Origin of the sequence: Sanguibacter sp. A247, from assembly GCF_052324925.1 — a bacterium.
GTDB lineage: Bacteria > Actinomycetota > Actinomycetes > Actinomycetales > Cellulomonadaceae > Flavimobilis.
The window spans coordinates 293827-311911 of the sequence record NZ_JBQPRE010000001.1; the positions used below are offsets into that span (position 1 = coordinate 293827).

Here is an 18085-nt window from a genome sequence, read left to right on the forward strand (position 1 = left end):
CACCGCGCGGACGGGGGAGGGTCGGCGCGAGCGCCGACCCTCCCCCGTCCGTCGTCCACGCGGGTGTCGCGCCGGCAGTGAGCCGGCGTGCGGGGCCTCAGGGAGTGAGAACGACCTTGCCGACGACGTCACCCGAACCGAGCAGGTCGTGGGCCCGCTGTGCTTCGGAGAAAGGCACCTGAGCGTGCACGTGGGGCCGCACGACACCACGGGTGACGAGCGGCCACACGTGCTCCTCGACAGCAGCCACGATGGCAGTCTTCTCGTCGTCGCTCCGCGACCGCAGGGTCGTGCCGCTCACGGTCCCGCGTCGGGCGAGCAGAGCGCCGAGGTCGAGCTCGCCGCGACGCCCCTTGAGCATGCCGATGACGACGAGCCTCCCGTCGAGTGCGAGCGCCTCGACGTTGCGCCCGAGGTTGGCCGCGCCCACGACGTCGAGAACGACGTCTGCGCCGCCCGCCTCGCGAACGACCGTCACGAAGTCGTCGGTCTCACGGTCGATGACCGTGAGGGCGTCGTGCGCTGCGCCGTGAGCGCGCGCGTGGACGAGTGCGGGTGTCGCGAGGTCGCGCACGGCAGCGACCCGCTCGCGTCCCCGTGCCGTCGTCACGACGCGGCAGCCGCGCGTGAGCGCGACCTGCACGGCCAGCGACCCCACACCGCCAGCGCCCCCGTGCACGAGGACGGTCTCACCGGGGACGAGGCGCCCGACGTCGACGAGCGAGGACCACGCGGTGCACAGCCCTTCGGGGAGCGCGGCCGCGTGCGCGTCGTCAAGATCGTCGGGCACACGCCACACGTGGCTCGCGGTCACGCGGACCTGTTCGGCGTAGCCGCCCCCGGGGAGCAGCGCCGCGATCCTGTCGCCGACGGCCAGCCCGGCCACCTCGTCGCCCACCGCGGTGACCACACCCGCCACCTCGAGCCCGGGCCATTCGGGGGCGCCGGGCGGCGCGGGGTAGAGTCCCCGGACCTGCAGGAGGTCCGCGGGGTTCACACCGGCGGCCCTCACCTGGACGAGCACCTCACCTGGTCGGGCGACCGGAACGGGGGAGGTCGAGTCCGTCAGGTGGGCAGGTACTGGCCCCGCGGCGGGAGTCACGGCGATAATGCGCACGGCGTCGACTCTACTGTCGTCACAGCCGTCGCAAGTGGTTTCCTGGTTCTCCGTTAAGGTGGGCGGGCTGGGTGCCGATGCTACTTAGCACGAAGACTTGTTTCGGTCCTACCGAGACACGCAGCTCCCGAAGGTCGGAACCCATCGATCACCGGGCACGAACGAACGAGAGAGGTACCGATGCTCCGCAGACTCGGGGTGCGCGGGAAGATCCTGGCAGCGCTTGGCGTGCCAGTCCTCGTGCTCGTCGTCGCGTTCGGCCTCCTGTCGCTACGCGCGGTCAGCAGCTACGACCAGGCGCAGCTTCAGAAGACGTTCGTCTCTCTCGTCGCAGGACAGGAGCGTTTCATCCAGACGCTCCAGCACGAGCGTGACATCGCCATCCAGGTTGCGCACGCCGGGGACGCCGCGTCGGCGGATCTCAAGGCCGAGCTCGACCGTGCCAAGGCCGCATCTGACACCGCCCGCAAGGCGTTCAACAACGCGATGGCTGGCGCGGACCTCAACAGCGAGAGCGAAGACACCCGAGCCGCGCTCAGCGCGTCGGTCAAGGCGCGCAGCGAAGCCGCCGTCGAGAACGCACGCGCCGCACTCTCGGCCCAGCCGTTGCACGCCCCGACGATCCAGGCGCGCTACACCGAGATCATCAACCCGCAGATCGACCTCATCGACGTCCTCGCGAACGTCCTCGTCGACCGCAAGCTCGGCTCCTACGTCGCCGCCTACGGGGCTCTCACCCGGTTGCACGACGGCGTGCAGCTCGAGGGCGTTCTCGGTGCGCAGCAGATCGCCCTCTACGTGAGCGACGACCTCACAGAGGGCCAGCGACGGACCGTCGCGCTCTTCGCGAGCAACATCGGCGCCGTCGAGGCAGAAGCGCAGTCGCGCCTCAACCAGATCACTGGGCTCGCCGCGAACCTCAAGGTTCCGACCAACATCTTCTACTACACGCAGGTGCACAACGCCCTGCGTGACGGCAACGTGACCTCCGCTGGTGTTTCCGCGATCCAGCAGTGGGACGAGTCCTACGCGTCGCAGGTCGAGGGCGTGGATGCAGTTCGTGCGCAGGTCTCGTCGGCCATGGCCGACGTCGCCAACGCAGCCGAGGCTGCCGCGCTGCGCGAGCTCATCATCACGATCATCGCCATCCTTGCGGCCTTGATCGTCACCCTCGTCATCGCGTTCTTCATCTCCCGGACGATCGCTGACCCACTGCGGGCCCTCCGTGACGCCGCCGGCAAGATCCGCGACGAGCTGCCGCGCATCGTCGACCAGGTCGCCGAGCCCGGTCGAGGGCCGGACGTCGTGGTCACACCGATCGAGGTGACCTCGCGCGACGAGGTCGGTCAGCTCGCGACCGCGTTCAACGAGGTCAACGAGGTGACGCTCCGCGTTGCCCGTGAGCAGGCACTTCTTCGTGGCTCGATCGCTGAGATGTTCATCAACGTGGCGCGTCGCGACCAGGTGCTCCTCAACCGCCAGCTCGTCTTCCTCGACGAGCTCGAACGGTCTGAGGAAGACCCCAACACGCTCTCGAACCTCTTCCGGCTCGACCACCTCGCCACTCGTATGCGTCGTAACGCGGAGTCGCTCCTTGTCCTCGCGGGCATCGACTCGGGTCGTCGCGTGCGACAGCCCATGGCGCTCTCGGACGTCGTCCGCACCGCATCCTCTGAGATCGAGCAGTACGACCGTGTCCAGCTCGACCTTGAGACCGACCCCCTCATGCTTGGGCACAACGCGCTGCCCGCAGCGCACCTGATCGCTGAGCTCCTCGAGAACGCGACCGTGTTCTCCGAGCCCGGTACTCCGATCGTCGTGTCTGTCACGGAGGACAGCCGGTGGATCAACGTCGCGGTCACGGACGAGGGACTGGGAATGTCCCCCGCGGAGATGGAAGAAGCCAACGAGAAGGCAGCGACCTACGCCGCGAGCGAGATCGTCGGCGCACAGCGTCTCGGCCTCTACGTGGTGGGACGCCTCGCCTACAAGCTGGGCGCGACCGTCCGCTTCACCCCGGCGACGGCCGGCACCGGGACGTCCGTGCGCGTCGCGTTCGCCCGTGCGCTCTTCCTCGCCGAGTCCGAGGTCCCGCTCGACGCTCCTGTCGACCCGCTGAGCAAGTCGACGCGCGACGCGACCGACGCCTGGGTCGGCCCAGAGGTCGAGCCGAGCCCCGCGCCGCTCGCGCCGCGACGCCCCGCGATCGAGGAGCCTGAGGCTCCGGTTGCGATCCCCGTCGACCTTGATGCCCTCACGGATGGCGCGACCTCGACCGGCATGCCGCGTCGGCGCACGCGGATGGACGGGAATGCACCCGCGCCCAGCGTGGCGATGTCGGGCGGTCTCGACGAGTCCGCGATCATCCTCCCTGAGACTGTCGCACCTGCCTTGCCAGCAGACTTCGCTGGCGCGAACGACGGCTGGACGCCTCCCGAGGCTGGTATCGCGACCGGTGTGCTGCCGTCGCGTGGCGGCACGGGCCTTCCGGCGCGCTCTCGCCAGCAGGTCCCGGCCCCGACGGCGGCGACGGCCCCGTCGCTCGGAATGATGGATTCGGCTGCCGACGGTGTTCCCGCCCGCGCCGCCGTCTTCTCGAGCTTCCGCACCCGTCGCTCGATCGAGTTCATGGAGCAGGCGAACGCCTCAGGCGGCGCCGTCCCGAGCGGGGACGTGGCCGCTGAGGCCGTGGCACCACACGAGGACGAGTTCGTCGTTCCCGGCGTCGTCGCCGACTCCGACATTCTCGGCCCCGAGCTCACGCCTGCCGCGCCTGCGACGGCGACGCCCGCGGACGACTCGTGGGCCCCGACCTACCCGGGTGGCTCGTTCGAGCTGCCGATGGACGAGCCGTGGGCTCCCTCAGCGCCGGCGGACCAGACGACGGCGCCCGCGCACGCGGCGCCCGTCGACGAGTGGGCCGCTCCCTCTGCGTCGGACTCGTGGGAGGCCGTCACCACTGAGGCGTGGGAGGCACCTGCTCCCGTCGAGGCTCAGGCGTCGGTCGAGATCAGCTCGTTCGCCGATCCCGCAGAGGTTCAGCGTCTGCGCTCGCTCGGCGCTCACGTCGGCTCGATCGCGTCGGCTGCCGAGCTTCCCGAGGACGACGCCCCCGTGCGTCGTGGGCGCTACGCGCGCTACGTCGACGAGGAGCCCATGGCTCCGGCCGCGTACTCGGCCCCGGCCGTGCACGACGAGCCCGTCGCCTACGACGAGCCCGTCGCCTACGTCGAGCCCGTCGCGTACGCCGCGCCCGTGGTTGACGATGAGCCCGCCGCGTACGAGGTCCCCGGTCTCGAGGCCTCCGATGTTGAGTCATACGTGCCCGGCCTGGAGTACGAGGCCGCGCCCGGCCTGGCGGATGGTGACGCGTTCGCGGAGCCGGCGCCTGTCGAGCTCGCGCCCGCACCCGACGGCTTTGCTCCCGCACCCGAGCCTGAGACGGCAGAGGCACCTGAGGCCGCGTCATGGCCGCAGCAGCAGGCACAGGCCGACGCCTTCGCGCCCTTTGCCGTGACCCCCGGCGGAACTTCGCTCCCGAGCTTCTCCGACGTCCTCGGCCAGCCGGCGGCTCAGCCGGTCGACGAGCCCGTCGCAGAGCGTCAGGGTCTCTTCGGCCGGATGTTCAAGCGCAAGCGGGCTGACGCGGCCGCGGCGCCCGTCACCCCGGCGCCGAGCGCGCCTGCTCCGTTCATCGCGCCCGAACCGGCTGCGCCCGCCTGGAACGCGCCTACGGAGCCCGGGTTCTCGGCACCAGCCCCCATCGACTCGGCTGACGTCCCCTCGAGCGGGTTCTCGTACCGCGCGCCTCAGATCCAGCACAACTTCGCCCCGGCTCAGACGTTCGAGCCTGCGGCCGCCGCGGCTCCGGTCGCTGCTGCCGAACCGGCAGAAGAAGTCTGGGGAGGGCCATCGCTCGCGTTCGACGCCGACCTCACCGCGCGGCTTGCGCTTCAGGCCGGCATCCAGGAGCAGGCGCTGTCTGAGCTCAGCCAGCTCTCGTCCTACCGCCCCAACCAAGACCTCTCGGGCAAGAGCCCGAGCCTCACCAAGCGCGTGCGCTCCGAGGCTCCCGCTGCGACCGAGACGGAGAACGCCGAGGACACGAAGATCAACCGCGACGCGGTCGAACTTCGCTCACGCCTCTCGTCCTTCATGAGTGCGACCACCCGCGGTCGCCAGGATGGCGTGGGCGACGAGCCCGCACCGTCCTCCGTTCCTGACCACGCACCGCAGTCGTACTGACGCCGGCACAAGGAGATCCCGTGACCATCAGTTCCGAGGCAACCAACTTCGGCTGGCTGCTCGACAACTTCGTCAAGACAGTTTCCGGCGTCAAGCACACGCTCGTCGTCTCCGCCGACGGCTTGCTCATGGCCATGTCGGAAGACCTTGACCGCACGTCGGGCGACCAGCTCGCCGCCATCGTCTCCGGCATGTCGAGCCTGACGCGCGGGGCAGCGCGCCAGCTCAACTCCGGTAACGTTCGCCAGTCCATCATCGAGATGGACGACGCGTTCCTCTTCCTCATGAACGTCTCGAACGGCTCCGTGCTCGGTGCTGTCGCAGACGCTACGTGCGACGTGGGCCTCATCGGCTACGAGATGGCCCTGCTCGTCTCGCGTACGGAAGCAACGCTCACCCCGCAGCTCATCTCTGAGATGCGCGGGAACCTGCCCGTCAACGGCGCAACGCTGCCGCAGAACTGATGAGGTGATGACCCGATGAGTAGTTACGACAACGAGGTGGAGCACTCCACAGTGCGGCCCTATGCCGTGACTGGTGGGCGTGTGCGTTCGGCGACGTCGGACTTGCCTCTTGAGGCTCTTGTCGAGGCGACGCCTGCATCCGTCAACGGTCGCGGCCTCACTCCCGAAAAGCGCGAGATCCTGCGTCACGCCGCGACGAACTATGTCTCCGTCGCTGAGCTCTCCGCGCTCGTGCGACTTCCCATTGGCGTCGTCCGCATCGTCATCTCTGACCTTGCTGACGAGGGCTTCCTCACCGTGCACACGTCGACGCCTGTCAACGTCCACACTGGTCACGGTCAGCCCGGTTTCCAGAACCCTGCCCTTTCCCTGAGCGTGTTGGAGAGTGTTCTCAATGGCATTTCCTCCCTCTGAGTCGGGCGCACAGCCGCACCAGGCTCCGACTGCCGTGAAGATCGTCGTGGCGGGTGGGTTCGCCGTCGGCAAGACGACGTTCATCGGTTCGATCTCTGACATCGAGCCGCTCAACACCGAAGCGGCGATGACCGAGCACTCCGTGGGCGTCGACGACGCCGGCGGCGTCACCGACCGCAAGACCACGACGACGGTCGCCATGGACTTCGGTCGCATCGAGCTCTCGAGCTCGCTGTGGCTCTACCTGTTCGGCACGCCCGGCCAGGACCGCTTCCTCTTCATGTGGGACGACCTTGTTCGCGGTGCCATCGGCGCCGTCGTGCTCGTCGACACCGACCGCCTCGAGCAGTGCTTCCCGGCCGTCGACTACTTCGAGTCGCGTGGCATCCCGTTCGTCGTCGGCGTCAACTGCTTCGACGGCGTGGCCAAGCACCGCCTCGAGGACGTCCGCGAGGCGCTCCAGGTGCCGGCGCACGTGCCGATGCTCTACACGGACGCCCGCTCGCGCGCGGCGACCAAGCAGACGCTCATCGCGCTCGTCCAGCTCGCGATGGCTCGCCTGCGCGCCGCCTGAGCAGAAGCAGTCGTTGCAGGCCCGCACCCCGATGAGGGTGCGGGCCTGCGTCGTTCTCGAGGACGTGCACGCGTCGTGACGTGATGCCGGACGACTGGGCTGCTCCGGGTGCTCGGCCACGATGCCCGCACCCCGCCCATGACGGTAGATTGGCGACGGCTGCGCACAGAGGCGCGCCACGGCAGGAGGTGTGGGACGTGTACTACGCGGACGGGTCCGCGCTCAGGCTGTCAGTCGTGGACCCCGACTACCCGTTCCTCCCCGGCGAAGACCATGGCCCGGCCATGCACGCGCACGCATGGCGAGCGTGGCTCGCGGAGCACGCCGAGCGGGTTGCCGTCACTGAGATGGGGCTGAGCGCCGCCAAGAGCGCCGCGATCCCGCTGGGATGGGCGGCCCGCGACGCTGTCCGTGAGCTGGGGGAACGCCTTACGGTCCTGCGCATCCCTGACCAGGCGTTCCCGGTTGCGGCGATGGTCGGTGGCGTCGTCCCGTCCGTCGACGCGGTCCACCTCGGCGTCGCGGTTGCCGACAGCGAGGTCGACACGTTCCTCACCTACGAGAAACAGTCCGCGCAGCTCGCGCGCATGTATGGACTCGACGTCTTCTCGCCCGGGCTGCCCGACCACTGGTGGGCGTGAGAGGCGCCAAGGCCTCGCGCGACGTGCCAGAATAGGGCGTCGGGAGGGCTGACAGAGCGGCCTAATGTGACGGTCTTGAAAACCGTTGTCCGAAAGGACCGGGGGTTCGAATCCCTCGCCCTCCGCAGCTGACGGGGTCGCGCCCACGCCGGGCGCGACCCCGTCGTCGCGCCACGGGTCCCTCGTCCCACCCGCGTGCACACAGGTCGTGACACGATCATCCGGGCGTCGGTGCTCCGGCGCTCTGCGCCGCCAGCCAGCCCGACGACACGGCAGCAGCGTTGAGGAGGGGTCGTGAGCGGCACGACGCAGGAAGACCAGCTCGAGCCCGTCGGGCTCATCCGACAGTCGGGCGCGATCCTCGCCCTCGGGCGGCTCAGCCTCTCCGGCGGAACGGGCAGCTACCGGGTCAAGGCGACGATGGCGCGGGCGGCGCAGGCCCTCGGCATGGACCGGCACGAGGCGCACGTGACGCTCACCGAGATCACCGCGACGTCGCACCGCGGACCGATCTTCCGGACCGAGGTCACCGAGAGCCGCAAGGTCGGGGTCAACGCCGACCGGCTCATGGAGATCGAACGGTTCGTCTCGGCGCTTCCGGTCGGCGCGCGCGTCGAGGAGCTCGAAGAAGGTGTCGGACGGATCGGCGCGAAGGCGCCGCTCTACGGGCCGTGGCGCAACGCCCTGTTCGCGGCCGTCGCCTGCGCCGCGTTCGCGTTCCTCAACAACGGCGGGCCCATCGAGTGCGTGGGTGTCTTCGTCGCCGCCGGGCTTGGCCAGCTGCTGCGCCGAGCCCTCCTGCACCGGGGCATGAATCAGTTCGCTGTCACGATGGTGGCCGCAGCCCTCGCGTCGGCGCTGTACCTCGGGCTCGTGACCGTGCTGCTCGCGACCGGGGCGACCGCCGGCAACCACGAGGCGGCGTACATCTCGGCAGTGCTCTTTCTCGTGCCCGGGTTCCCGCTCGTCACGGGGGCGCTCGACCTCGCCCGGCTCGACTTCTCGGCCGGGGTCGCGCGCCTCGTCTACGCACTCATGATCCTTGTGTCGGCGGCGCTCGCCGTCTGGGCCGTGTCGGCGCTCGTCGGCGTCATACCGGATCCTGCCGTCGCGCCGAACATCCCGTTCCTCGTGCTCACTGTGCTGAGGCTGCTGGCGAGCTTCCTCGGCGTGCTCGGGTTCGCGCTCATGTTCAACAGCCCATGGGCCATGGCAGTCACCGCCGCCTGCGTCGGCATGGTTGCCAACGTCATGCGCCTCACGCTCATCGGCGAGGGCCTTGCGCCACAGGCAGGAGCCGCAATCGCCGCGCTGCTCGTCGGCGTCGTCGCCGCGTGGGCCGCACCTCGCATCGACGTACCGCGGGTCACCGTCTACGTACCGGCGGTCGTCATCATGGTGCCGGGTGCCGCCGCCTACCGCGCTGTCTACCACCTGAACAACGGGGCGACGGTCCAAGCCATGGCGTACGCCGTCGACGCCGGGCTCGTCGTCGTCGCGCTCGCGATCGGGCTCGCCGTGGGCCGGATGCTCACCGACCGCTCGTGGTTGATCGAACGGTAGACCGTTCAGTTTGGAGCGTGTCGGGGCCTCCGATAGAGTGTGCTGGCCTGGAGACGTCGCATAGTCAGGTCTAGTGCGCCACCCTGCTAAGGTGGTAACGGGGTAACTCGTTCGAGGGTTCAAATCCCTCCGTCTCCGCTTCCGAAGGGCCCCGGTCAATGACCGGGGCCCTTCGCTGTATCAGGCGGCCGTGACGGCCCGGGGCCGAATGTGAGCGGGGCCATGCTGGATGGATTTCGCACCCAGCCCTTCCTGTGGGTATGCTCTACGAGGCCGATCACGCGGAGACGTGCGAGCGGCCATGCGCCCGTAGCTCAACGGATAGAGCATCTGACTACGGATCAGAAGGTTGGGGGTTCGAATCCCTCCGGGCGCACGAGTCGCAACGGCACCCCACGGGGTGCCGTTCGCCGTTTCCGGGGCCAGGCGACGGAGCCGTGACGCCGTAGAGCTGCATGACATCGACGCCGAGGTAGTCCGCGACGATGAGGAGTTCGGCGGCGTCGAACGCGACGTGCCTCATCTTCCTGCGCGAGAACCAGGGCTGCTTCTGGCCGAGATGGTTGGCGAGCATCGTGGACGCCAGAGCGACTTCCGTCCCGACGCGTGTCGAGCGGGAAGCAAGGTGCGTCGACCGCCGCGCGATGCCCTCAGTCGCGACAGTGACGCGATTCTCTCGCGGGGACCGTGACGTCACTAAGGCAAGGGGCTCCGTCGCGGTCCTGAGAGAGGCTATAGGTGCTTTAACCCAGAGCGAGGCCATGGGGGTATCCAGACGCTATGGCCAATGTGGCTGTTCACCCCTACGGTTAAGCTATGTAACAACGCTCACGAGGAGATCGGTATGTACCGTAGACCCAAATTTGCAGCACCGATCGGTGTCTCTGCCATCACCGTGATCTGTATGTCTGCGTTGTTCTCCGCGACCTCGGCGAATGCACGGGAAGCATCCCCAGCGCCGGGCGATGCAACTGAAGGCCCAGCGCTCGTGATCAACGGTGTGCGAGGCTTCCGTGGATCGATCGAGGAGTTGATTGCGGCATTCCCGGACGACGACGCAGACGTGACGATCCGCGTCGAGAACATCGAGGTGCTCGACGGCGATGCGCGGCGAGCCCGCGATGCGCGGTGGGTGGCCGAGCAGGCGCCGTTGCAGCGGAGCACCGTGGGTTCCGAGCTCGCGTGCGAAGACCGGGCGGCAGCGGCTCGGACCCGCCATGCTGTTGTCGCCATGCTGTCATGCCTCGACCAGCCCGCCTCGACGCGCGACAAGACAATCGACGGCGAGAATGTCGACGCCGTCCTGGATGCCTTGACTGCGCTCATCGAGCACGCGGTATCGACGCCGCTGGCTGAGCCGCTTTCCGGCGCGCTCGTCGACGGGCACCTCACGGTCTCTGTTCCAGCCGCGGTCGCGCAGACGGTATCGACGCTCGACGGCATGAAGAAGTCATCGCTCGACGATGCCGTGTACTCGACGTTGTTAATGGTGCGGACCGTGTCCTCGGCGACTTTGGGGGTTGACGGCGACTGTTACGCGTGGGCCCTCACCTTGGGCGGCGATAGTTGCGGAGCCATGACCTTCGACTCCTGGGAGAAGTGACCGGTGCTGAAGCAGATGATCCGCGCTCTACTGACCCTGTGCCTGGTGTCTGCCGGGATGGTCGTCGCGACGTCCCCCGCGAGGGCCGACTACAACTATGTGCCGACGGCCGCCGCTAACAACGGTCACAAGGTGTTCCTGTCCGTAGCGTGCCACGACGGCAACGACGGAGTGCCCGGCGGCGCCTGTATACCAAATATCGGGTGTAAGTCGCACAACGAGAACACGGGCTCTCTCGTCGCCTCGCTCCATACGGCTAGCGGAACGAGCGTAGGCTTCGGTTCTCTCGTTGACCGTGGTTACAAGGTTCGGGTCGGAAACGGAACGGCGGGGCAGAATATCACCTCATCGAACCAGTTCGGCGCAGACGTTCATATACCTGTTCACTCCAACGCGACAAACGGCTACACGTGTTCGACGACCGTCGCGAGCAACAAGGGAACCTTGGCGATGTATGCCTCGACAGCAGGAAAGGCCTGCGCGGACTACCTGAGGTCCGCAGTCGGTCCGCGGTCGCCTGGGACCAACGACATCATTCAGAAGAGGACGAACCTGGGCGAGCTCAACCAGACGAACGCGACTGCGTGCTACCTCGAGGTTGAGTATCACACTTGGAACAAGGGCGTGGACTTTATCAAGGACGTGCCGGATTGGACATGGCGGGTCGCCATGGCCGTCGAGCAGACCCTCGGCTACCCGTGAGGCGCACCGGGGTCATCATCGGCTTCGCGGCGATGCTCCTCGTGGGGTTCTCTGGTTGCACTCCCTCCTCGAGCGATCCGTCTCCCACGCCCGCAGTCAGTGCGTCGCCGTCCGCGCCGGGCCTCGCGGTCGCGCCCGGGGATGCGGGAAAGCTCGAGATCCGCGGGGTGGGGTTCGCGCCAGGGGTCAAGGTCGAGATCATTCCCTGCGCGCGTCCGTCGGGCGAACTCGAGAACGCGGAGGCGGACTGTGACCTCTCTGACCGGACGCTCGCCGCTGTCGACGCATCCGGCGAGTTCACGGCGAGCGTCGATGCGTTCGCCTACGTCCAGTTCGGTCCCCGACACGAGCGAGTGTGCGAGTCCGACTGCTCCGTCGGTGTGACGGGGGGTGGGGACGACAGCGTTCTCGCGGCGATCGACGTCCCGGCAGAGCTGCAGCCGGCGCTAGTGCCCACCCCGGAGCTGAAGTTGGGGAAGATCAGCTACGCGAAGGACGGTGCAGCGCAGGTGGCTGTGACGGGTTCCGGCTTCGCTGCACGCGAGTCGGTGGGCCTTGTCCAGTGCCCCGCCAGGGATGAGAACTCGGTGCCGGCCGGGGACTGCCTGTACGACTACGGGACCCGTGTCGTCGCCGATGACGACGGATCTATCGTGGCAACGGTTGTGCTCTACACGCGGATGCAGCGGTCCAACGACGAGCTGGTCGAGTGCGGTGCGATGGTCGGGAGGTGCGTCCTCGCTGTTCCGTGGCCCGAAAAGGGGACGCGGATGGTGATCGCCCCCTTCTGAACCAGCGAGGTTGAGGGCCCCAGGTCGCGGCCCGTCGCGGTGAGGGATGTTCGTGCACCCAGATCGTGCGGCGAGCCATGCGGTCCCGGCGACTGCCGGACCCGTCGGGTCTACGTTCCACGTGCGCCTGCCGGCCGGGGATACGACCACCCCGCGAGGTAGCCCAGGGCGAAGCTCTCTGGCAGCGAGAGTCGGGCCCCGAGGTTCCGGGCCGCGTCGACTCCGTGACGGCTCTGTGGGTGACGAGCTCTGGTCGCGCCGAGCGACTGGTCGTGAAGGAGAACTCCCTCACGTTTGAAGCGGGGCGGAAGTACGTCGTTCCGATGTACGTCGACGGCCAGTCGGCGGCGTGGGTAGCGATGACGGGCGCGGCCCTGCCCTATGACGGGGGCGTCGTGGGCAGCGGCGAGGCGTTCGTGAGCAAGGAGGGCCGGGTTGCGGAGCCGCGCAACGACGCAGGTCGCGAGATCTGGGGAGGGGACGCGACCGTGATCCGCGAGAAGCTCGGCGTCGCTGTTCCGGAGCCGGCGTCGCAAAAGCACTTGGACCTACCGGCCCCGCGGCGGTACGTCGCAGCCCAGGAGGATATCCGGGGGGCGGCGCAGTAGAGCGTCACTGTTGTTGGAGTGGGTCCTCGTCAAAATGGTCGAGCCCAGCGGGTCGTGAGTCGACCACGATCAGTTGTCGCTCGAGTGCGCCCACGACGGCAAGCACGCGCGCGAACTCCGCGCCGGGGCGAGCGCCGGCCTCGAGTTCGGAGACGAATCGACGAGAGACGCCGGCGCGCTCGGCGACGTGGGCTTGCGTCAGGCCCAGCTTCTCCCGCGAATCGGTCACAGCGGTGTGGAGCGTGGCGGCGCGGACCGCGGCCTGGTGTGGCACGCGAGGGCCGTTTTCTCGCGCATCGGCGGCCGGTGATGAACAGTGCGTGAACCTGCCCCGGGACATGGACCCCTGTATCAATGAGTGTCAATATAGATGCATGTCGATGGAGCAGTCAGCGGTTCCGCTGGGTGCACCTCGGCGGTCGACGCGGCCCACGTCGTGGCGGCGTCACCCACCCAGCTCGTCGACGCCAGGGAGGCACTGTGAGCACCGCAACCGGCGAGCTCGTTGAGACGATCATCGGCGCGGAGCCGAGCACTGCCCTTTCCGCTGCGATCAATGAGGTGCTCGCGTGAACACAACGACGGACACAACCGTTGCGCAGGCACCTGCTCGCTTGTCGACGCTCGATCGCTGGCTGCCGATCTGGATCGGGCTGGCGATGCTCTCGGGTCTGGTGCTCGGCAACGTCGTCCCGGCGCTCTCCGACGCGCTGGCCGCGATGGAGGTCGGCGGGATCTCGGTGCCGATCGGTATCGGCCTGCTCGTCATGATGTACCCGGTCCTCGCGAAGGTCCGCTACGACCGCGTCTCGGCCGTCACGGGCGATTCCCGGCTGCTCGTGAGCTCGATCGTCCTCAACTGGCTCGTCGGCCCCGGGCTCATGTTCGCCCTCGCCTGGGTCTTCCTGCCCGACCTTCCCGAGTACCGCACTGGCCTCATCGTCGTCGGCCTCGCGCGCTGCATCGCCATGGTTGTCATCTGGAACGACCTTGCGTGCGGGGACCGCGAGGCGGCAGCGGTGCTCGTCGCGATCAACTCGGTCTTCCAGGTCGTCGCCTTCTCCCTCCTCGGGTACTTCTACCTCACGGTCCTCCCCGGCTGGTTGGGCCTGGATACGCAGGGCCTCGACGTCTCCATGGGGCAGATCGCGCTGAACGTCCTCGTCTTTCTCGGGGTGCCGCTCATGGCCGGCGGCGCGTCGCGTTGGATCGGCGAGCGGGCCAAGGGCCGCGACTGGTACGAGTCGACGTTCGTCCCGCGCATCGGTCCGTGGGCGCTCTACGGCCTGCTCTTCACGATCGTCCTGCTCTTCGCCCTCCAGGGCGAGGCGGTCACGTCCGCTCCGCTCGACGTGGTCCGCATCGCGCTGCCGCTGCTCGCGTACTTCGGCCTCATGTGGGGAGTCGGCATGGTCACGGGACGAGCGATCGGGCTCGGGTACGCCCGGTCGACAACCCTCGCCTTCACCGCCGCGGGGAACAACTTCGAGCTCGCCATCGCCGTCGCGATCGGCACGTTTGGCGCGACATCGGGGCAGGCGCTCGCCGGTGTCGTCGGACCGCTCATCGAGGTCCCCGTCCTCGTCGGGCTCGTGTACGTCTCGCTCTGGGTGGGGCGCCGGTGGCGCGCCGAGGACCCGACCGTGCCGCAGGCCCGCGGCGGGGTCCTCTAGGGGCTGCGATGACCGCCATCGACGCGAACGCCACCGGGGCCGTCGCCGATCGTGCCCCGGTAACCGAGGCGCACACCATGGGGCTCGACGCCGCCGAGCGCGTCGGCGCCACACTCAAGGCGTTGGCCGAGCCGGTGCGCCTGCGGATGCTCTCGCTCATCACCACGTCCGCGACGGGGGAAGCGTGCGTCTGCGAACTCACCGCGATCACCGAGATTTCTCAGCCCACGGTTTCCCACCATCTCAAGGTCCTCAAGGACGTCGGTGTGCTCACCTCTGAGCGGCGCGGCACGTGGGTGTACTACCGCGTCGCGCCGACGCTGCGTGGCGCAGTGTCGACCCTGCTTGATGCCTTCGCCCCCGCGACGCTCGATGCGCCCACGAGCGGCCCCGAGACCGTCGGCCTCGCCGACGTCGACCACACGCTCGTGCGGATGGCCGACGAGCTGGCGGAGTGCTACCCGAGTCTGGATCACGATGCTGTGCTGTGGGTCGTCCGGGAGTCCTACACGGCCCTCGCTCGTCGGTCGACGGTGCGCACGCACCTCATCGTCACGACAGAGCGGTTTGCACAGCAGCGGCTGGCAGACCTCGCTCGGACGACCGCCGTCGGCGTGGGCCGCCGACCCCAGGTGCTCTTCGTGTGCGTCGCCAACGCTGGGCGCTCCCAGCTCGCAGCGGCTCTGCTCCACAGCTATGCCGGTGACGCCGTCATCGTTCGGTCGGCAGGCTCGGCCCCCGTAGGCGAGGTACACGCCGGGGTCCGGCCCGTCCTCGACGAGCTCGGTGCATCGGACGCCTTCCCCAAACCGCTCACCGACGACGTCGTGCGCGCGGCGGACGTCATCGTCACGATGGGCTGCGGCGACACCTGCCCGGTCCTGCCCGGCAAGCGCTATGAGGACTGGTCCGTAGGCGACCCGGCCCTGGCCTCGCCCGAGGGCGTCGCCGCGATCCGCGACGAGCTCGACCGACGCGTTCGCGGCCTGCTCGCCGAGATCATCCCGTCTTCTACCGTGCCTGCCCACCCCACCGCGGCCCTCGCCGCACTGCCCGACACCCAGGAGAACTCATGACGACGACCAATATCACGGCTGGTTCGACCGCCGAGCAGACCCGCCCCAGCGCGCTCTTCGTGTGCGTCCACAATGCCGGCCGCTCCCAGATGGCTGCGGGCTTCCTGCGTGAACTCTCTGGCGGCGCCGTCGAGGTCCGGTCGGCGGGCTCGATGCCGGCTGACCAGATCAACCCGACCGCCGTCGAGGCGATGCTCGAGCTCGGCATCGACATCCGTGCCGAGCAGCCCAAGGTCCTCACCACCGAGGCCGTCCAGGCGTCCGACGCCGTCATCACGATGGGATGCGGCGACGTGTGCCCGATCTTCCCGGGCAAGCGGTACGAGGACTGGAAGCTTGACGACCCGGCAGGCCAGGGCCTCGAGGCCGTCCGCCCGATCCGCGACGAGATCCGCCGGCGCGTCGTGGCCCTGCTCGACCAGCTGGGCGTTCCCGCAGCCCCGTGACTAGGTCAGATGGCTCGCGTGCGAGTGGTCGCCACCGACGCTAGAGCGTCTGCCAGGGGTGTTGCGGGTCTGTCCGCGTGGGGGTGGCCGCGACCTGGATGGCGTAGGTGGGGCGATCGTCGCTGGCGACCGGGCCCAGATAGGTGTGGCCCGTGAGGCGGCACCAGGCGGGTAGGTCGATCGGTGCGAGGGGGTCCGAGGACGTGAGGTGGACGATCGCGTCCTCGCTGAGCGCTGCCACGTGACGGCGCAGGTGGATGAGGAGTCGGGCGCAGCCGAGGTCGCCGCCGTCGACGCGCAGGATCCCGTCGTCGCCGTGCTCGGCTGTGATCGTCGGGGGCAGGCTCATGCGCCGTGGGCGTGCACGCGCGGGTCGGCGTCGTGCTGCGCAGGTCCGGCAGAGTCCATGGCTCGACCCTACCGGCGGTCGTGGCCTGCGCGGCGGGCGCGGGTTCCCAGAGATTGGGCGGCGATGGTCGTCGTCGGGCACGTGTGACACCATGTGGAAGCGTTTCCACAGACGGCGAAGGAGCCCCACCATGCGCATCCCCGACGGCTTCATCCTCGGCGCCGCAACCGCGGCCTACCAGATCGAGGGCGCAGCAAGCGAAGACGGCCGCGGCCCGTCCATCTGGGACACCTTCAGCCACGTGCCGGGCACGATTCTGGGCGATGACACGGGCGATGTCGCTGTCGACCACTATCACCGTCTCGACGACGACCTCGACCTCATGGCGTCGCTCGGGCTCAATGCCTACCGCTTCTCGATCTCATGGCCTCGCGTCATCCCGGCCGGCCGCGGACCCGTGAACCGCGCGGGCCTCGACTTCTACTCGAGGCTCGTCGACGGACTGCTCGAGCGCAACATCACACCCGTCGCGACGCTCTACCACTGGGACCTGCCGCAGCAGCTCCAGGACGCGGGAGGCTGGCTCAACCGCGACACGACGAGCGCCTTCGCGGACTACGCGCGCATCGTCGGCGCTGAGCTGGGCGACCGCGTCGACACGTGGACGACGCTCAACGAGCCCTGGTGCTCCGCCTACCTCGGCTACGGCTCCGGCGGGCACGCGCCCGGCCTCACCGGTCGCATGCAGCCGCTGCTCGCCGCGCACCACCTCAACCTCGCGCACGGCGCCGCGATCGCGGCCATGCGGCCCGTCGTCCGCCCCGACGCGAAGTTCTCCGTCACCCTGAACTTCCACGCGTTCATGCCCGACGGCCCCACGGGCCCGGCCGCCGTCGACAAGGTCGACGCGCTCGCCAACGACACGTTCCTCGTCCCCATGGTCGAGGGCAAGCTCTCGGAACGGCTCGTCCGTGTCACCGAGGACGTCACCGACTGGTCCTTCGTGCGCGACGGTGACCTCGAGACGATCGCCCAGCCGTTGAGCAACTTGGGCGTCAACTACTACTCCTCCAACACCGTGCGCATGTGGGACGGCGCGAGCGAACGCACGCTCGCCGACGGCCACAAGCGCGGCGCGACGTCCGCGTGGCCAGGGGCCGAGGACGTCGACTTCCTGCCGATGGCCGGCCCGCACACCGCGATGGGCTGGAACATCGACCCCGACGCACTGGGCCGCCTCCTGCGCAACCTCTCCGAGCGCTACCCCCGCCTCCCGCTCCTCATCACCGAGAACGGTGCGGCTTTCGACGACGAGGTCGCGCCCGACGGCGCGATTCACGACGACCTGCGCACGGACTACATCCGTCGTCACCTCGCCACCGCGCTCGAGGCACGTGCCGACGGCGTCGACCTGCGCGGCTACTTCGTGTGGTCGCTCTTCGACAACTTCGAGTGGCGCTACGGCTACGACCGCCGCTTCGGCATCGTGCGCGTCGACTACGACACCCTCGTGCGGATTCCTAAGGACTCCGCGCTCTGGTACGCGGGCGTCATCGCCTCACGCGAGCTTGACGCATAGGGCGCCCGCGCAGCCGGAATAAGCTGCCCGAGCCGTGATGGCCGTGGCGGTGTCACCTCGACCGCAGGCCGCGGACGTGGAAATATGCTGAGCAGGGCCTTCTTCGATACGAGGCCCGCCAGCCGGGTCGCCACCGGCTGCCCGACTCGGGACGGACGCCGTCAATGACGAAGCTCCTCGTGACCGCCACCCACCAACCGCGGCTCCCGATGGCTGACGCCAACCCCCTGTCCCCGGGGT

At 68.8% G+C, this 18085-nt stretch carries 17 protein-coding genes and 3 tRNA genes; 17 read left to right on the forward strand and 3 right to left on the reverse strand.

The features are described 5' to 3' along the window. Positions 1-97: 97 nt before the first annotated feature. Entirely contained in the window at positions 98-1117 is a 1020-nt protein-coding gene (locus ACTVCO_RS01255; RefSeq protein WP_443726572.1) for an NAD(P)H-quinone oxidoreductase, read from the reverse strand. Positions 1118-1297: 180 nt separating this feature from the next. On the opposite strand from ACTVCO_RS01255, the gene ACTVCO_RS01260 reads away from it, so the two are divergent. From ACTVCO_RS01260 to ACTVCO_RS01320, 13 genes are all read left to right on the forward strand, one after another. Beyond that, positions 1298-5362, forward strand: coding sequence for an ATP-binding protein (locus tag ACTVCO_RS01260; RefSeq protein WP_443726573.1), 4065 nt, complete (start codon positions 1298-1300; stop codon positions 5360-5362). 20 nt (positions 5363-5382) lie between these two features. Further along, a complete protein-coding gene (locus ACTVCO_RS01265; protein ID WP_443726574.1) occupies positions 5383-5826 on the forward strand; it encodes a roadblock/LC7 domain-containing protein in 444 nt (147 codons plus the stop codon). 15 nt (positions 5827-5841) lie between these two features. Next, on the forward strand, positions 5842-6240 hold the full coding sequence (locus ACTVCO_RS01270; protein WP_443726575.1) for a DUF742 domain-containing protein: 399 nt from the start codon (positions 5842-5844) through the stop codon (positions 6238-6240). Next, entirely contained in the window at positions 6221-6814 is a 594-nt protein-coding gene (locus ACTVCO_RS01275) for a GTP-binding protein (RefSeq protein ID WP_443726576.1), read from the forward strand. Before ACTVCO_RS01270 ends, ACTVCO_RS01275 begins: the two co-directional genes overlap by 20 nt. Before the next feature lie 197 nt (positions 6815-7011). Further along, complete coding sequence (locus ACTVCO_RS01280) at positions 7012-7455, forward strand: hypothetical protein (protein WP_443726577.1); 444 nt, start codon at positions 7012-7014, stop codon at positions 7453-7455. Between the two features lie 42 nt (positions 7456-7497). Then, positions 7498-7580, forward strand: a tRNA-Ser gene (locus tag ACTVCO_RS01285). A gap of 169 nt (positions 7581-7749) precedes the next feature. Continuing rightward, on the forward strand, positions 7750-9018 hold the full coding sequence (locus tag ACTVCO_RS01290) for a threonine/serine ThrE exporter family protein (protein ID WP_443726578.1): 1269 nt from the start codon (positions 7750-7752) through the stop codon (positions 9016-9018). Positions 9019-9067: 49 nt separating this feature from the next. Then, positions 9068-9156 (forward strand) — tRNA-Ser (locus ACTVCO_RS01295). A 165-nt stretch (positions 9157-9321) separates the two neighbouring features. Then, positions 9322-9394 (forward strand) — tRNA-Arg (locus tag ACTVCO_RS01300). A 411-nt stretch (positions 9395-9805) separates the two neighbouring features. Further along, on the forward strand, positions 9806-10621 hold the full coding sequence (locus ACTVCO_RS01305; protein WP_443726579.1) for a hypothetical protein: 816 nt from the start codon (positions 9806-9808) through the stop codon (positions 10619-10621). A gap of 3 nt (positions 10622-10624) precedes the next feature. Continuing rightward, positions 10625-11323, forward strand: a complete 699-nt coding sequence (locus tag ACTVCO_RS01310; protein WP_443726580.1) for a hypothetical protein — start codon at positions 10625-10627, stop codon at positions 11321-11323. A gap of 167 nt (positions 11324-11490) precedes the next feature. Beyond that, entirely contained in the window at positions 11491-12114 is a 624-nt protein-coding gene (locus ACTVCO_RS01315) for a hypothetical protein (protein ID WP_443726581.1), read from the forward strand. A gap of 272 nt (positions 12115-12386) precedes the next feature. Beyond that, a complete protein-coding gene (locus ACTVCO_RS01320; RefSeq protein WP_443726582.1) occupies positions 12387-12722 on the forward strand; it encodes a hypothetical protein in 336 nt (111 codons plus the stop codon). A gap of 4 nt (positions 12723-12726) precedes the next feature. Here ACTVCO_RS01320 and ACTVCO_RS01325 read toward each other — a convergent pair whose 3' ends face one another. Then, positions 12727-12996 carry a helix-turn-helix domain-containing protein gene (locus tag ACTVCO_RS01325; RefSeq protein ID WP_443726583.1) on the reverse strand — a complete coding sequence of 90 codons (270 nt, stop codon included), beginning with the start codon at positions 12994-12996 and terminating at the stop codon, positions 12727-12729. Between the two features lie 295 nt (positions 12997-13291). Between ACTVCO_RS01325 and arsB the strand changes: the two genes are divergently transcribed. The 3 genes from arsB to ACTVCO_RS01340 are packed head-to-tail and all read left to right on the forward strand — an operon-like array spanning position 13292 to position 15917. Beyond that, a complete protein-coding gene (gene arsB / locus ACTVCO_RS01330; RefSeq protein WP_443726584.1) occupies positions 13292-14395 on the forward strand; it encodes an ACR3 family arsenite efflux transporter in 1104 nt (367 codons plus the stop codon). An 8-nt stretch (positions 14396-14403) separates the two neighbouring features. Further along, entirely contained in the window at positions 14404-15471 is a 1068-nt protein-coding gene (locus ACTVCO_RS01335) for a metalloregulator ArsR/SmtB family transcription factor (RefSeq protein ID WP_443726585.1), read from the forward strand. After that, on the forward strand, positions 15468-15917 hold the full coding sequence (locus ACTVCO_RS01340; protein ID WP_443726586.1) for an arsenate reductase ArsC: 450 nt from the start codon (positions 15468-15470) through the stop codon (positions 15915-15917). Before ACTVCO_RS01335 ends, ACTVCO_RS01340 begins: the two co-directional genes overlap by 4 nt. Before the next feature lie 40 nt (positions 15918-15957). Here ACTVCO_RS01340 and ACTVCO_RS01345 read toward each other — a convergent pair whose 3' ends face one another. Next, the gene (locus tag ACTVCO_RS01345) at positions 15958-16266 is read right to left on the reverse strand and encodes a sulfurtransferase TusA family protein (protein WP_443726587.1); all 309 of its coding nucleotides are present in this window, start codon (positions 16264-16266) and stop codon (positions 15958-15960) included. Positions 16267-16456: 190 nt separating this feature from the next. Between ACTVCO_RS01345 and ACTVCO_RS01350 the strand changes: the two genes are divergently transcribed. Further along, positions 16457-17845, forward strand: a complete 1389-nt coding sequence (locus ACTVCO_RS01350) for a GH1 family beta-glucosidase (protein ID WP_443726588.1) — start codon at positions 16457-16459, stop codon at positions 17843-17845. Positions 17846-18085 lie beyond the last annotated feature (240 nt).